The sequence below is a fragment of the Tsuneonella troitsensis genome (genome assembly GCF_001441535.1).
Classification (GTDB): domain Bacteria; phylum Pseudomonadota; class Alphaproteobacteria; order Sphingomonadales; family Sphingomonadaceae; genus Tsuneonella; species Tsuneonella troitsensis.
On record NZ_LMAU01000001.1, the window covers coordinates 657,426 to 672,587 of the forward strand.

A 15,162-nucleotide genomic window follows, 5' to 3' on the forward strand; every position below is an offset into this window, starting at 1 on the left:
GCATGATTTCCCGGAGTGATCAACCGGCACTCCACGAATAGGACAACGACAGGCAAATGAACGAAGAGGGTGCGCTTCGCACATTGATGCCGGACTGCTGGCGATGCCATGACGCCGATACGGTTGGGATCGCGCTCATCGATCTGGCGGCAGGGAACGTCGTTACTGTCGCAGGCCAGCGGTTGTCCCTGCAAGACGCCATCCCTTCAGGACACAAGTTCGCCCTTGTCGATCATTCTGCGGGTGAGCCTGTCGTGCGGTATGGGGAGCCAATCGGGCGAGCGACCGCTTCGATCGTGGTCGGGGCTCACGTCCATTCCCACAACCTCGCAACTGCTCTGGCCGGAGAACAAAGCTACGCCGCAAGCGACCTTGCGCCGGGCGAGGTCATGGCAAAGCCCCTTGGGCAGTGGCTCGGATATCGGCGCGCGGACGGACGGTATGCGACGCGCAACGAAATCTGGCTGCTACCTACTGTGGGCTGTGTTGCACCTCTCGTCGAACTGGTCGCACGTGAGGCGCAGGTGCGCCACGCGGGAAAGGTGGATGCGATCGTTGGGTTTGGGCACCCCCATGGCTGCTCACAATTAGGAGATGATCTTGCAGGCACCCGAGCGGTTCTTGCGGCTCTTTGCGATAACCCCAATGCCGGAGGCGTGGTGCTTGTCGGGCTGGGATGCGAATCGAACCAGCTAGACGATCTCGTAGCGCTCGTGCCCGAACGGAGCCGTCTGAAACTCCGCGTAATGCGGGCGCAGGACCCCGGTGACGAAATGGCGCGCGCCATGGCTATGGTCGACGAGTTGGTGGAGGAACTGGCCCCGCTACGGCGCGGGCCGGCGCCTGCCTCTGCTTTGACGGTTGGTCTCAAATGTGGTGGCTCGGATGCGCTGTCCGGCCTTACTGCGAACCCGATGCTTGGCCGGTTGAGCGACCGGGTCGCGGCGAGCGGCGGAAAGCTTATCCTGACAGAGATACCGGAAATCTTCGGTGCCGAAGATGCATTGCTCGGTCGCGCTACGTCGGACCGTGTGTTCGAGGCCGCAGGAATGCTGCTCAACCGGTTCAAGCGCTACTTCCTCGACCAGGGCGAGCCGGTGTCCGAAAACCCTTCGCCGGGAAATATTGCTGGAGGTATCACGACGCTTGAAGAAAAGTCGCTCGGCGCGGTGCAGAAGGCAGGCAAGGCACCGCTCGCTGATGTGATCCACTATGGCGGCACCGCCAGCGAGCCCGGTGTCACGCTGCTGGAGGCACCGGGCAACGACGCAGTCTCGTCGACCGCGCTCGCCGCAGCAGGTGCGACGGTGATCCTCTTCACAACCGGCCGGGGCACACCGCTCGGCTTCCCGGTTCCGACTGTGAAAGTGTCTTCGAACACGGCGCTCGCCCTGTCGAAGGCCGGTTGGATTGATTTCGACGCAGGCTGCGCATTGGCCGATGGGGCCGAGGCGGTCAGCGACAGGTTCTCCGATTATGTCCTCGAGGTTGCAAGTGGGCGGATGACTGCCGCCGAACGCAGCGGCCAGCGCGTCATATCGGTCTGGAAGCGGGGAGTGACTCTCTAGGCGTCACTCGCCACCCAGGACGCTTGGCAGCCAAAGTGACAGCGCCGGGACGTAGCTGACGATGATGAGCGCTGCGATCAACGTAAGATAGAACGGCCAGATCGTCTTCACGAGGGTCGTGACCGGGATTTTGCCCACCGCGGAGCCCACGAACAGTACCGATCCCACAGGTGGTGTAACCAGACCGATCCCCAGGTTCAGCATCATGATGATCCCGAAGTGAACCGGATCGACACCCACGTCCATCGCCACCGGAAGGAAGATTGGCGTCGTGATCACGATCAGCGGCGCCATGTCCATGAAGGTCCCGAGGGCCAGCAGCATCAGGTTGATGACCAGCAGCGTCAGAATCGGATTTTCAGTGATGAACCCGATCAACGCGCCTAGTGCCGCGGGCACCTCTAGCAGCGCCAGTGTAAATCCGAATGCGGTTGCCGCAGCGATGATGAACAGCACCATCGAAGCCGTGCGCACGGACTTGCCCGCTGCCTCCCAGGTGCCACGCCAGCCCAGGCTGCGATAGACAAGCGTTCCGACAAGCAGCGTATAGACCACTGCCACAGCCGAACTTTCGGTGGGGGTGAAGAACCCGCTGAGGATGCCGCCCATGATGATTACTGCTGTCATCAGTCCGGGGATGGCATAGGCCGCGGCGCGGATGAATGCGCGCCAGCCGGGGAACTCTCCCATCGGCAGGTTTCGGCGGCGCGCCACCAGCCATGCCATGAACATCAGCATGAAGCCCGTCAGCAGGCCCGGAAACACGCCCGCGAGGAACAGGTCGCCGATCGACACGCCGATGCCCGATGCGGCGGAATAGATGATCATGTTGTGCGACGGCGGGATCAGAAGGCCGACGATCGCAGCCGTGACGGTCACGTTCACAGCGTAGTCGCCAGGGTAGCCCTTGTCCTTCATCAGGGGCACCATCGTCGATCCTATGGCAGAGGCGCTGGCGATGGCCGAACCGGACACCGCGCCGAACATCATCGAAGCCCCGACATCGACGATGCCAAGACCACCTCTGACCCGGCCGACGGCGGCATCCGCTACTCGCACCAGCCGCTCGGCAATGCCCGCCCGGTACATCAGGTCTCCCGCGAATATGAAGAACGGGATCGCCATCAGGGTAAATACGCTGATGCCCGAGGCGATGCGCTGCACCGCCACGATCGGCGGGATGCCCATGGCAAGGAAGCAAGCCAATGCCGAGCCGAAGAGGGAATATCCCACTGGCACTCCGATCAGGAGCAGAAGGAACAGCACACCGAACAGGACCAGTAGTTCCATCAGTGTGTCTCCTCTTCACCATGAGGCTCCACGGGATGGGTTCCGCTCATGATCTGTGGCAGCGCGAACAGTGCCATGAGCAACCCTGAGACAGGCAGCGGGATGTAGGCGACCGAACGGCTTATCCCGAGCGATGGGACCACGTTTCCGCGCACCAGCCAGCACAGCTGAAGTCCATACACCAGCAGGACAAGGCCCAGGAGGGCGACAACCAAGGCCACCAGGCGAAGGATCGGCTTGGCCCGCTCACCCAGCTTCTCCTCCAGCAGGGCGATTCGGATGTGAAACCCTTCGTGGACCCCGGCTGCGGCCGCGAACATGACATACCAGATCATCAGGATCAGCGAAGCCTGCTCGGTCCATGACGGGCTGGCATCCAGAATGAATCGCCCGAAGACTTGCCATCCCACGATCGCTGTCATGGCCAGCAGCCCCGCCGCGCCGAAGCCTATCAGCCAGCGGGATACCGTGTCTGCCATGGTCATGCCTCCCTCATGGCGAGAATTCGTTCCACCACGGATTTCTGTTCGCTGCTCGTAACGAATTGGTCCCAGACCGGGCGCATGAGCGCAGCGAACGGTGCCTGGTCCATCTCGTTCACTTGCACTTTCGATTGGGCGATCGTGTTCATTGCCTCGGTTACCCGGCGGTCCCACAGGCGCCGCATCTCGACGACCGAAGCCTTGGCAGCCTCGCGCACCAGCGCCTGATCGGGCAGGGAGAGCTTGTCCCAACCGATCTTGCTCATCACGAAGGCTTCCGGCGTCAACAGATGGCCCGTCAGGCTTAGGTAGCTCGCAACTTCGTAGTGTCGCTCCCCAAGAAAAGTCGGCCAGTTGTTCTCCGCGCCGTCGATCACGCCTTGTGCAAGCGACTGGTAGATTTCGCCGAACGGGATAGGCACCGCGTTCGCGCCAAGTGCATTGACCATGGCGACATAAAGGTCCGATGCGGGCACCCGCATCTTCAGGCCCTGCATGTCCTCTGGGGTCACAATCGGCCGCCGCGCATTGTAGAAGTTGCGGGCTCCGGAATCGTAAATGGCGAGGCCGATGAGCCCGTGCTTCTCCATAGACGCGAGGACTTCGTCGCCCACTTCGCTGTCGACGACGCGCCGCATGTGGTCGACTGAATCGAACACAAATGGCAGCGAAAACGGCAGGGTCATCGGCTCGGTCGAATTGAGCGGCGCAAAGTTTACCCGGTTGAAGTCGATCCCGCCAAAGCTCGTAATCTCGAGAGTGTCGGTTTCATTCCCGAGCTGTCCGCCTGCGAACACCTTGATGCCGATGCGCCCATCGGTCTTTTCAGACAGATAACGGCCCATGAACTCGACCGCGCTAACCGTGGGATAGTCGGCCGGATGCGCGTCTGCACTTGTCAGAAGCCCGGACATGACAGGTTTGCATGCAGGCAGGGCCGCGATCGCTCCCAGCGATATTGCGCCCCCGATCAGTCCCCGCCGCGTGGCATGGAATGCAGTCATCCGGCGATAAACTCCTGTCCGTCATCCAGCGCGGTAAAGCGGAAATCGCGGAACTTTGCAGCGCCGGGCCCTGCGGCGTAGAGGCCAGGCCGAAGCATGAGGAAGCCTCCACGAACGTTGTGGTGATAACCCGACACTTCCATTCCACGGTCGAAGCGATGCCATGTCTTGCCGCCATCACCGCTGGTGTCGTAGGTCACGATATGGCGATTGTTCGTCACGCGAATGCGCATGCGGCTGCCGTGCGGATTGACCGGCCGCCCGCGCTCGATCCCGTACTGATGAGTGACGAAACGGTCGATATCGAAGCCGAGACCGCAATAGAGCTTGTCGTCGTAGAACAGGATGAGCCCGGCCCGTCCGTGCGGCGGGATCTCGACGTCGCACTCGAAGCGGTAGCTGCGATCGCCCGCTGTGAGCAGCAGTGGCGACCCGCTTGATGGAGCATCGCCCTTGCCGGCGAAGTGGAGGACGCCGCCTTCGGTCCGGACGCGCGATGCTTCGTCGGGTGCGGGACGGAAGAAGGCCCACTTGCTTCCCAATGCCAGCGGCCCGGAGAAGTCGTCGGTAAGTGCGATGCCGTGGGGCAGGACATCGCCATCGGCTGGTTTCGCGATCGGTCGAGACAGATCGCCGCCGGTCATCTCGAACCAGCCATCGGGAGTGAACCGAACCGGGTCGAGCAGGCACTGCCTGCCGAGCGTCCAGAAGCCGTTCTCGAAGCCGTGATAGAGGGACCACCAACTGCCGTCGGGCGCCTCGACCAGCGATGCGTGCCCCCGTGACCACCAAGCCTCATCCATCGACTTCGTACGTACGATCGGATTGCCCGGATGGTGCTCCCACGGACCATGCAGTGAGCGGGACCGTGCAGCGATGACCATGTGGCCCGTCGGTGGCCCGGCCGTACCCCCGACGGCCGTGATCATGTAGTACCACTCGCCGACCTGGTGGATCTTGGGCCCTTCGGGCGAGAACCCCTCGACGATCCAGTCGGACGGATAGCGCCACGGATCGTAGACATGCTCAACTTCACCCGCGAGCGAGAGGTTGTCGTCCGACAGTCGCACGCGGTCACCGCCCGACAGGAATAGCCACTTGCTGCCGTCCTCGGCCACCGCGTGACACGGGTCGATATGGTTAGGCAGACCCAGTGGAACAGGATCGCTCCACGGTCCTTCGACCCGGTCGGCCCACGTCGCGAAAATGTCGTTCTGCGGTTCGGCCTTGACCGGAATATAGAGAAGATACCGCCCGCTATCCTTGTGGAGGCTGGGAGCCCATACTGACCCGATGTTGCGATGAAGTGCGGGTTTCAACGGACGCCAGTTCACCAGGTCTCGTGAATGCCAGATCGTCAGTCCGGGGTAGGCGTCGAAGGTAGAGAACGTGACGTAGTAATCGTCCCCGTCCTTGAGCACTGCCGGATCGGGCCGGTCGCCGGAAAGCACTGGATTGAGGAATGTCCCGTCGCCGAGATCGGGAATACGCTGGTTGTCGAACCCGCGCCTGACTTGAACGATTCCCTTTGGCGCGGAAGTGGGCGTGGCGGACGCCAATTGACTGCGCGCCGCGACCGACGCGACGCCGAAGGCGCCGGCTCCGGCAATGAGGGTGCGCCTGTCGCTGCGCATCAACCTAGGCCGCAACTGCGGGACCAAGCCCGCCAGAGGTTCGGCCATGCCTCAACCGGTTTCCCAGTCGCCTTTCGCAAACCGAAGCCATGCCCGCCGTGCTCGAACAGATGCATCTCAGTTCTAATGCCGCGCGCCTTCAGTGCGGCGCGCAGGAGCAGGCTATTCTCGACGGGAACCACATCGTCGTCCTCTGCGTGGAGGATAAAGAACGGCGGTGCATCCTTCGGAACGTTGCGGTCGGGCGAATGCGTAGTTTCGAGCGACGGTGTTGGGTTCGCGCCAAGCAGTCGCTCGCGCGAGCCGGGATGCGCTTCTGGCAGGCGCATGGACACAACCGGATAGATCGGTGCCGCGCAGACGGGCTTCGCACTCAGCTTGTCCGCGTCGTCTATGGGATGATATGTCTGGGCCGCGAAACGAGTGCCGAGGTCAGCGCACAAGTGGCCGCCGGCCGAAAAGCCCATTGCTGCGACCCGTTCTGGATCCACGGCATAGTCGTCATGCTTGAAGCGGATCAGCCGCATTGCTCTTTGCGCATCCGACAGACAGACGTCCGGGCCCGCCGCCCAACCATCATAAGGTAGGCGATAGAACAGCACGAACGCAGCGAACCCGCGCGCCGTCAGCCAGCGCGCCATTTCATAGCCTTCCTTGTCGACGACGACGTGACGATAGCCCCCGCCCGGGATGAGCAGGACCGCGGCACCATTGGGGCGGTCCGGTCGGAACACGGCCATGCGCGGCACAGCAATGCCCGCCACCGCTCGATCGGTCACAAGCGTGTCGTCAGACCGTTCGGTCACCTGTTCGATGGGGCGCGATGCAGGCATTCCGGGCGCGCCACCTGGCCACAGGTCGATCGTCTCGACCGGCTGGGGCAAGCCAGGCGGCGATGCTCCGCTTACGGATGGCGGAGCAGTTTGTGCCGAAACCCTACTTGTACCCAGGATCGAAAGCACGAGACCCGCGCCAAGGATAGATCTGCGATCATTCCTCATGCACGGGCCTCGCTCGCTCGACGTCTATTGGAAAATGATCAGTACTTGACCCGCGCACCAAACAGGATGGTGCGGCCGAAATGGTTGTTCTCGTAGTTCCGGTCAGCATCGAAATCTGTGAAGCGATAGCGATACTCGTCGGTCAGGTTGTTTCCTTCTACAGAAAGCTCCAGCCATTCGAGGAGCTTGTACCGCATCGACGCATCGATATTGGTTGTTGCGCCGTACCCTTCAAAGATATTTCCGGTGCCCGAGTTAGCGTCGATGTAGCGGCTCCGATAGCTCGCCGACACACGAGCGCTGAACCGGCCGTCATCGTAATAGAGCGTACCGTTGTATGCTCGCTTGGAAACGCCGAAGAGCGTCGCGTTGCGCGTCGTCGTGACCAGCGGGCCTCCGGGGACGACTGCAGGACCCTGAACGGTGTAATCGGCATCCGAACTGATGAATGTCGCATTGGCGAGAATGCCGAAATTCTTGATGACGCCCGCTTCGGTGAATGCGCTGAACGGTATTTGTGCGGCAAGTTCCACGCCCTTGAGCGTGGCCCCTTCGCCGTTGATCTGCGAGGAAACGACGTAAATCTGGCCCGGATCGTAATTGATGTAGGCGGGAGAACTGGTCGCCAAAGCACTTCGGTCGAGACCTAGTTGCGGTAACGTCGCGAGATAGGACCCTGAAACGGGAAAGCTGACGATCTTCTTGATGAAGCCAGCAACAGAAAGGATGGCCTGCGGAGCGAAATACCATTCGATCGAAGCGTCGAAATTCGTCGCCCGGTAAGGATTGAGGAACGGATTTCCGAAAGTCGCTCGCAAATTGAACCCGTCGACGGAACCCGCGGGATTGAGATTCCCCAGAGATGGCCGGGTCATCACCTTGCCGACCGCCCCGCGCACGATGAGGTCTTCCGTCGGATAGAATGCGATGTTGCCCGATGGCAGCCAGTCATCGTAGGTCCGGCGCACGTTCACGCCGTTCGATGCCTGCGAGTACTGGATCGTCTTAACGTAGCGAGTTCCGAAGTTGCCCGCGTATTCAAGGCCGAATAGGTCACCCTTGAAATCGAACTGGAAGTATCCTCCCTTGGTGGTTTCACGGACTTGCCTGGTGTTGCCCGCATCGACCCGCGGAGTGCGGCCATATAGTCCGGTAAACGCGGTGGTCGCTTCTAGGTTGGGGATGAGCCATTCCGTGGTCGTTCCGCTAGGCTGACCCGCGTTGCCCAACGTGAAGAGCTCCGAAAGCGCCTCCGTAACCGGAAAACCGTAGACTGCGGTTGGGCCAAACAGGCTTGATGGCGAACAGGCGATTGTTCCGGACGTACTCGTTACGAGGCTCGTGCCGCCGTTGCCGCAGACCACCGTATCGCGTTGAAAGGCTTCACTGGCGAAATCAAACCGCCGCCACACCGCGCCTGCCTTTACCGTGAAGCCTTCTGCAATGTCCCATTCGGTACGCAACTGGGCGGTCTTGAAGCGATTGGTGACGTTGGAGGGGCGATCGCGGATTTCTGCGAGCTGGAACGTAGACGGACTGGTCACGCTCGGAGTTCCGAACGACAGCAACGGGAATGCCATATCCGTATAGTCGAACTTGTATCCCTGCGAATCGCGATCGTCGAAAACGATTGTCGTTTCCACGGGGATATCGGCGTTGGATTTCGAGATACCGCCGAGAGCGGTGATGCGGAAGGAATCACCGAGTTCCTGCTCTAGCTTTCCGCCGAGCTGATAGAATTCGGTCGACGATTGGCGGAGGTAATGCTCCATCCGGACGTAGGCGTCGTTGAGAGTCGCCGAGATCATGTTGCCGTTGGCGTCATAAGTCGGATTGACTACGTCGATCGACCGCTCGAGCGAACGGAGGAGGACTTCGCCCCATTTTTCCTCACGATCTTCCGTAAACCGGGAAAACAGACCGTCGAGCGAGATGGTCGTCGTGTCGGTGGGGGCGATTTGGAGTGAGCCGGTCACACCGAGCCGCTCACGGTCATGACCGATCTCGCCATAGCGGGGAATGCGGGGGTGAAACGCGAGCGCTGCCTGATCGCACACGGCGCTTGGGCGATAGGTCCCACCAGTATTGGGAGAAGGCGTGGTGCTGGTTGCGCTTGTGTAGAAACAGGGTGTTCCGTTCACGCTGTCGAAGCGTGCCTGCGCCCAGCGAACGGTGTTGTTGCCTAGTTCGAGCGTGTTGGTCTTCGAATAGGCGACCGAGACGGCACCACCGATCGTACCGGCGTCGTTACGCCAGCTGAGCAGTCCGGCAACGCGCGGTCCTACGTTGTCGGAAAGATCGTTGTAGCTACCCACCAGTGAGAGCGCGCCGGTGAGTCCAGCCTTGCCTGCAAGCGGGTTCCCGGTGTTGAGGTCGACGACCGCCCCAAGCGAGCCTTCATCGAGGCTGGCTTCGGCCGTCTTATGAACGACCAAGCTGCTGAAGAGCTCCGATGCGAACACATTGAAGTCAAACGCGCGATCGCGGTTCGAGCTCGCGCCATCGGTGGAAGTAGCGATCGTCTCAAGCCCGTTCACCCTCACACGGGTAAACTGCGCGCCGAGGCCGCGAACTGTTATTGCGCGACCCTCGCCGCCGTCCCGTTGGATCGAAATGCCCGGTATGCGCTGGAGCGACTCCGCGAGGTTCTGGTCGGGGAACTTCGCGATGTCCTCGGCAACGATGACGTCGACCGCGGATACGCTGTTCTTCTTCACGTTTAGCGCGGCCTGGAGCGATTCGCGGAAGCCCGTCACGACGATGACGTTTTCTTCCGCCTCGACATCGGCAGTGGCAGTTGCAGTTGCTTCCTGACCCCAGGCTGCCTGAGGCGTGAGGACGGCACCGCCCAGCAACAAAGCCCACTTCATTCGCGAAACCGTACGCACGCTAGCCATGCAAACCTCCCCTTATGCAGCGGGGTCGGTGACACCGGTTTCCTTGCGGGGCGCGAAAAGTGGCCCCGGTATGCATCCGACTCTCCAACCCCGATTTTGGTAACCGGTGTCATTTATCATTGCCTCAGTGCGCCCGCTCTGTCAAGTTGAAGGCACAAGCATGGGAGAGAGGCCGAAATGCATTCCCTTTTGACGCGTATCACGTTGGTTTTACTGACAATTATTGTTAGCGCTGGCGGCGCTCTTGCCCACCCTGCAGATCCGACCGAAGGCGGTCGCGGGGGGCAGGTTGTCCGTGTCACGACGCTCGCAAAGGATGGTCCGGGAAGTCTCGCGGCGGCCTTGGCAACCAAGGGGAAGCGCATCATTGTGTTCGAAGTCGGGGGTGCGATCGACCTTCAGCGCAGCACCATCTCGATCACTGAGCCATTTGTCACAATCGCCGGTCAGACGGCTCCTTCGCCCGGCATTACGATCCTGCGCGGCGGTATCGATGTAAAAACCCACGACGTCAAAATGCAGCATATAAGGGTCATCACGGGCGCCGACGGCCAGGTGAAGCGCAGCGGGTGGGAGGCGGACGCCTTCTCGACTGCCGCAGCGGCGCGCGTTGTCGTAGAGAACTGCACATTCTTGTGGGCACTGGACGAAAACATGTCCGCTTCCGGACCTCGTTTCACCGGCAATACGGTGGCGGAATGGCGAGCGGGGACCAGCCACGATATCGTCTTCCGACGGAATCTTGCAGCCGAAGGCCTCGCTGATTCGAGTCATCCTAAGGGCGAGCATTCGAAGGGTTCGCTGATCCACGACAACGCTACCGGAATCGTCTTCGATCGCAATGTGTGGGCTCACAATGTCGAGCGCAGCCCCTTGGTAAAGGGGGGCGCGCAGGTCCTCATGGTCAACAACCTCATCTACAATCCGCAGCACCGTGCGGTGCACTACAACCTGATGGATCTCGAATGGGCAGGACATGAACCAGTTACGGGGGAGATCACTGCGATCGGCAACGTTATGCGCGGAGGTAACGACACCAACGAGGGGCTGCCATTCCTGATGCTGGGCGGCGTGGGCGACCTGGCCTATTACGGAAAGGATAACCGCGCGGTAGACCGTCACGGAAAGGCGCTTCCAATGTTCGGTCGCTATGGCGAAACCGGGGCTCGCCTCATCGAAGCCGCCGCGCCGCTAGCCAGCATCGAGGGCTATGACGTCCTGCCAAGCGAAGCCGTGGAGACTACCCTTTTGGCAACCGTCGGTGCGCGGCCATGGGACCGGGGTAGCGAGGAAATCCGCGTCCTTTTCTTCATCGCGGAGGGCCGCGGCGACATTATCGACGACGAGAGCGAAGTGGGAGGGTATCCCATGATCGAGGCAACTGCCGCGCGCTTCGTTGCTGCCGACTGGGATATCGGCACGATGACTCCGAAATCGGGCATGTACCCGGGACAAAAGGTCGGTGCGCAAGAGCACCTGTCACCGCGCGACCGTGCAATGCGAAGCGGGAGAAACTGACTTGCTTTGGCCAATCCTCCTGCTGATGCAGGCCCCGCCAATGGTGGTGATCGACGAGGCTGAGACAGTGGTGCGCGAGGCTCCGCCGCACGGCGCAATCGGCATGTCGACCGCTTATCGCATCAGCGACGCTGCTCCGCAGCCGCGCACCATGGAGTTTCGGCGACGGGTGCTTGATGTTGGTGCAGCGATCGGGGAGCACCCGATTGCGCACGACGAGGTGTATTACGTGACGGCCGGCAAGGGGGTAGTGACATCCGACGGCAAGGAAAGTGAGATCACTGCTGGAATGGCGGCCTATCTCTACACGGGAGCGAATGTCGGTATTCGTCAGATCGGTAATGAGCCCCTGTCGATAATAATCGCGTATCCGGTCGCTGCGAAGTCAGGCCCCTGAGCCCAGATCCTAGCTGCCCGGCTGGATGTAAGGAGCCTTGGACCAGAGTTCGCGCTGCCACCCGCGCGGATCGTTCTCGGTAATGATGCGGTCCTCTGCGATCATCAGGGTGGGGCGCTCGGGAAGGCGGTAGGGCTTCCAGTAAGGAAGATTCGGCGCTCCAGTACGGGCCAACCCTGCAAATGCGCCCATCATTGCCCGACTAATTTCTCGCGCTCGTTCCCCGGTTCCCGAAAAACTACCCTCAGCATCCAGTGTTCCGAAAACATAAGGTAGGTCGTCGGTATGCGCTGCTCCTCGGTCCGGGTCGATTGGACTGGGACGGTCCAGTTGATAGACCCATGTCCGGGCTGCACCAGCGCGTGCGCGTTCGTCTGCTTCGATCCATTGTCCAGGCCAGCTGCGCCCGTCGGTCGTCGCAGCGTAGAACACTTCGGTCGCGGACCATTCGGGAAAGTGTTGCCGATACTGCTCGACCACCCATTCGGGCTTAAGGTCGATGCGAATCTGCGGAGCCAGTCGATCAGCGAGGTTCGACCAGTCTAGCCCGCTTAAAACCGGTCCCTTGGGGCTGATGAACGCGCGCGTTTCATCGGTCGTGTTGCCTAGGATCATCGGGATATCCCGGGATTGCGGCGCTGCATCGGGCCAGAAGGGGTGCCGCAGGAGGTTCTTCATGTCGAGCGTCGGCCCGAAGTAGATCCCTCCGCCGAGGATGGGATCGCGCGTCTGCAAACCTTCAAGTAGCCGTTCGACCGGCAGGGTCAGGAGGCTTTCCACGTCGGCCTCAGAGAGACCGAGATGGTTGAGGAGCGCCTGCGTGCGTTTCCATGCGTTGATCGGACCTTGCGCCGTCACCTGCTGGCCGCTCATCGTCGCAGCCGCATGAAACAACCCCTTGGCAGCGGGCATCGCCATCAGTGTCGCGATCTTCGCTCCTCCGCCCGATTGACCGAAAACCATCACGCGTCCGGGATCGCCACCGAAAGCGCCGATGTGGTCTCGGATCCATGCCAGCGCGCAGACAAGATCGAGTTGTCCCAAGTTGCCGCTGTCGCGAAATCGTTCGCCGAGTGGGGCCAGCCACCCATAACCGAACATGTTGAGGCGATGATTGACCGTGACCACTACGACGTCTTCGCTTGCTGCAAGGTAGGGGCCTTGCGTTACCGGATCGGTTACTGAGCCCCAGTTGTATGCCCCGCCGTGAAAGTAGACCATTACCGGACGCGCTGCGCGAGAGTCCGGATCGGGTGTCCAGATATTGAGGAACAGGCAGTCTTCGCTGATTTCGGGTGTGATTGGGCGGATTTGGGGCGCGAGCGGTCCAAACCGGTCGGCCCGCGAATGCGATGTCGGCAGGGACTCGCGGACGGGGGCTGCAAAGCGCGCCGCACGCGCATAGCGAATACCGAGAAACGCCGGAGTGCCACGATCGACGATGCCGCGCCAGGCCAACGCGCGGGGTTCTCGAGGGCCAGCGAGAAGCGGTGCGCCGAGCGCCAGCCCTCCACCGGCAGATCCAGCCAACATGGCTCGCCGACTGATCAGGTCAGCGACTGACATCGGCCCCGGTAGGATCGAATGCATCGAGCTCGTCACGGGTCACGCAGAGTGAATCGCCGATGATGCCATGTTTAATTGCGGCGAGCGCGAGGCCGGTCTCGGCCATGGCACGCGCGTTGCCGCCGTCGAGCCACCGGAACACGACGCCGGCGGCAAAGGCGTCGCCGGTTCCGATGCGGTCGACGACTGGATCGATGCGGACTTCGTGGGTCTGCCAGTGATCGTCGCGCGAATCCACGCGACCGGCCAGCCGTTGCGCGGTCGCGCTTTCGACATGGCGAGCGGTAGAAGCGATTACCTGTAAGCGGGGGAAAGCCACGAATGCCGCTTCGGCCGCTTCGCGTCGACGGTCGGGACTTTCTCCTGAGAACGTCTTGCCCAAAAGCAGGGAAATATCGCGATGATTGCCGATCAGGATTGTCGCATCGCCAACCAATCGGGTCAGGATTTCGCGCGGGTTGCTGTCCCAAGAAACCCACAGGTTGGCGCGGTAATTTCCGTCGAAGCACACTGGCACTCCGGCGATCTTTGCGGCCGCGACGGCTGCCAGCGCCAAGTCAGATCCCGCGGGACCTAGTGAAGGTGTTATGCCTGACAGATGCAACAGACCCGCGCCATCGAGAGCACCGGTAAAATCCAGATCACTGCCGCGCGCATTGGCAAATGCGCTGTTCGCGCGGTCATAAGTTACTCGACCGCCAATCGGACCCGACGGAGGTTCGAAGAAATAGAGGCCTAGCCGGCCCCGCGCATGCCTGATGTAGCCGGTGTCGACGCCCGCTTCACCAAGCGAGGCAATCGCACGGCGGCCAAGAGCGTTGTCGGGAAGCACGGTGAGCATACGGGATGGGCGTCCCAGTCCGGAAAGAGCAATGGCGACATTTGCCTCTGCCCCGCCGACGGCAAGGTCGAGTGAACCCGTTCGCGAGAGCGGCACTCCTATCGGCGGCGAGAGGCGCAGAAGCATCTCCCCGAAACAGACGACCGGCTTCTGGTCGCCCGCCATTGTCATCGTGCCAACCATCCGCCGTCGACCGCAAGAATGTGGCCCTGCACGTAGTCAGCCGCACGGCTCGCGAGGAAAACTGCGGCGCCCCCGATGTCCGACGGATCGCCCCAGCGCCCCTCGGGAATGCGCTCCAGAATTTGACGGCTGCGATCGGCATCGGCTTGCAGAGCCGCGGTATTGTTGGTCGCAATATATCCGGGTGCGATGGCGTTCACGTTGATGCCTTTCGAGGCCCATTCATTGGCAAGCAGTTTGGTGAGTCCGCCGACGCCGCTCTTCGATGCGGTGTAACTCGGCACGCGAATGCCACCCTGGAAGGTCAGCATCGATGCAATGTTGATGACCTTGCCCCGCTCACCGGATTGGCTTGCCCAGCCGACCATGTGCCGACCCACCGCCTGCGACAGGAAGAACAGGACCTTGAGATTCGTATCGACTACGGCATCCCAATCCGCTTCGGAGAAATCGAGCGCGTCTTCCCGGCGGATGATACCGGCGTTGTTGACCAGGATGTCTATTTTGCCGAACGCGTCGACCGCTTGCGCGACCACGTCCGACACTGGTCCGATTGAAGACAGGTCCGCAGCGATCTCTATGGCCTGACGGCCCTCGGCTTCGACGAGGTCACGCGTCTCAGCTGCAGAACTGCGCCCGACGAGCGCAACATCGGCACCGGCCTTGGCCAATGCGACGGCGATGCCTTGTCCGATCCCGGCGTTTGCGCCGGTCACGATTGCCTTGCGACCCGTCAGGTCGAACGGACTGTCTGCCATGCCAGCCTCCCCCTGCGAACCAA

Annotated in this window: 12 protein-coding genes; 3 read left to right on the forward strand and 9 right to left on the reverse strand. The window is 61.5% G+C overall.

Annotated features, from left to right (window positions below):
- Window positions 1-86 precede the first annotated feature (86 nt).
- Entirely contained in the window at window positions 87-1,568 is a 1,482-nt protein-coding gene (locus AR323_RS03295; RefSeq protein ID WP_057882598.1) for a UxaA family hydrolase, read from the forward strand.
- 3 nt (window positions 1,569-1,571) lie between these two features.
- Here AR323_RS03295 and AR323_RS03300 read toward each other — a convergent pair whose 3' ends face one another.
- The 6 genes from AR323_RS03300 to AR323_RS03325 form a co-directional block, all read right to left on the reverse strand.
- Window positions 1,572-2,858 (reverse strand): TRAP transporter large permease, encoded by a 1,287-nt coding sequence (locus tag AR323_RS03300; protein WP_057882489.1) that lies wholly within the window; start codon window positions 2,856-2,858, stop codon window positions 1,572-1,574.
- Window positions 2,858-3,337 (reverse strand): TRAP transporter small permease, encoded by a 480-nt coding sequence (locus AR323_RS03305; RefSeq protein ID WP_057882599.1) that lies wholly within the window; start codon window positions 3,335-3,337, stop codon window positions 2,858-2,860. Before AR323_RS03305 ends, AR323_RS03300 begins: the two co-directional genes overlap by 1 nt.
- Window positions 3,338-3,339: 2 nt before the next feature.
- Window positions 3,340-4,254 (reverse strand): TRAP transporter substrate-binding protein, encoded by a 915-nt coding sequence (locus AR323_RS03310; RefSeq protein ID WP_235510430.1) that lies wholly within the window; start codon window positions 4,252-4,254, stop codon window positions 3,340-3,342.
- Window positions 4,255-4,340: 86 nt separating this feature from the next.
- Window positions 4,341-5,978 carry a family 43 glycosylhydrolase gene (locus AR323_RS03315; RefSeq protein ID WP_057882491.1) on the reverse strand — a complete coding sequence of 546 codons (1,638 nt, stop codon included), beginning with the start codon at window positions 5,976-5,978 and terminating at the stop codon, window positions 4,341-4,343.
- A complete protein-coding gene (locus AR323_RS03320) occupies window positions 5,978-6,979 on the reverse strand; it encodes an alpha/beta hydrolase (RefSeq protein WP_057882492.1) in 1,002 nt (333 codons plus the stop codon). The genes AR323_RS03315 and AR323_RS03320 overlap by 1 nt, the downstream gene beginning before the upstream one ends.
- 38 nt (window positions 6,980-7,017) lie before the next feature.
- Window positions 7,018-9,876 carry a TonB-dependent receptor gene (locus tag AR323_RS03325; RefSeq protein ID WP_057882493.1) on the reverse strand — a complete coding sequence of 953 codons (2,859 nt, stop codon included), beginning with the start codon at window positions 9,874-9,876 and terminating at the stop codon, window positions 7,018-7,020.
- Between the two features lie 177 nt (window positions 9,877-10,053).
- On the opposite strand from AR323_RS03325, the gene AR323_RS03330 reads away from it, so the two are divergent.
- A complete protein-coding gene (locus AR323_RS03330; RefSeq protein ID WP_057882494.1) occupies window positions 10,054-11,394 on the forward strand; it encodes a hypothetical protein in 1,341 nt (446 codons plus the stop codon).
- A 40-nt stretch (window positions 11,395-11,434) separates the two neighbouring features.
- The gene (locus tag AR323_RS03335) at window positions 11,435-11,791 is read left to right on the forward strand and encodes a cupin domain-containing protein (protein ID WP_235510432.1); all 357 of its coding nucleotides are present in this window, start codon (window positions 11,435-11,437) and stop codon (window positions 11,789-11,791) included.
- Window positions 11,792-11,800: 9 nt separating this feature from the next.
- Here AR323_RS03335 and AR323_RS03340 read toward each other — a convergent pair whose 3' ends face one another.
- From AR323_RS03340 to kduD, 3 genes are read right to left on the reverse strand one after another with little or no spacing between them, the layout of a single operon-like run.
- Window positions 11,801-13,357 (reverse strand): carboxylesterase/lipase family protein, encoded by a 1,557-nt coding sequence (locus AR323_RS03340; protein ID WP_057882495.1) that lies wholly within the window; start codon window positions 13,355-13,357, stop codon window positions 11,801-11,803.
- The gene (locus tag AR323_RS03345) at window positions 13,344-14,363 is read right to left on the reverse strand and encodes a sugar kinase (RefSeq protein WP_057882496.1); all 1,020 of its coding nucleotides are present in this window, start codon (window positions 14,361-14,363) and stop codon (window positions 13,344-13,346) included. Before AR323_RS03345 ends, AR323_RS03340 begins: the two co-directional genes overlap by 14 nt.
- A 2-nt stretch (window positions 14,364-14,365) precedes the next feature.
- The gene (kduD, locus tag AR323_RS03350) at window positions 14,366-15,139 is read right to left on the reverse strand and encodes a 2-dehydro-3-deoxy-D-gluconate 5-dehydrogenase KduD (protein WP_057882497.1); all 774 of its coding nucleotides are present in this window, start codon (window positions 15,137-15,139) and stop codon (window positions 14,366-14,368) included.
- Window positions 15,140-15,162: the final 23 nt, after the last annotated feature.

Coding starts and splice junctions, on each gene's coding strand:
- AR323_RS03340 (WP_057882495.1), bottom strand. CDS start 13,357: ATGTCAGTCGCTGACCTGATCAGTCGGCGAGCCATGTTGGCTGGATCT.
- AR323_RS03315 (WP_057882491.1), bottom strand. CDS start 5,978: ATGCGCAGCGACAGGCGCACCCTCATTGCCGGAGCCGGCGCCTTCGGC.
- AR323_RS03335 (WP_235510432.1), top strand. CDS start 11,435: ATGGTGGTGATCGACGAGGCTGAGACAGTGGTGCGCGAGGCTCCGCCG.
- AR323_RS03320 (WP_057882492.1), bottom strand. CDS start 6,979: ATGAGGAATGATCGCAGATCTATCCTTGGCGCGGGTCTCGTGCTTTCG.
- AR323_RS03325 (WP_057882493.1), bottom strand. CDS start 9,876: ATGGCTAGCGTGCGTACGGTTTCGCGAATGAAGTGGGCTTTGTTGCTG.
- AR323_RS03330 (WP_057882494.1), top strand. CDS start 10,054: ATGCATTCCCTTTTGACGCGTATCACGTTGGTTTTACTGACAATTATT.
- AR323_RS03305 (WP_057882599.1), bottom strand. CDS start 3,337: ATGGCAGACACGGTATCCCGCTGGCTGATAGGCTTCGGCGCGGCGGGG.
- AR323_RS03300 (WP_057882489.1), bottom strand. CDS start 2,858: ATGGAACTACTGGTCCTGTTCGGTGTGCTGTTCCTTCTGCTCCTGATC.
- kduD (WP_057882497.1), bottom strand. CDS start 15,139: ATGGCAGACAGTCCGTTCGACCTGACGGGTCGCAAGGCAATCGTGACC.
- AR323_RS03345 (WP_057882496.1), bottom strand. CDS start 14,363: ATGGCGGGCGACCAGAAGCCGGTCGTCTGTTTCGGGGAGATGCTTCTG.
- AR323_RS03310 (WP_235510430.1), bottom strand. CDS start 4,254: ATGTCCGGGCTTCTGACAAGTGCAGACGCGCATCCGGCCGACTATCCC.
- AR323_RS03295 (WP_057882598.1), top strand. CDS start 87: ATGCCGGACTGCTGGCGATGCCATGACGCCGATACGGTTGGGATCGCG.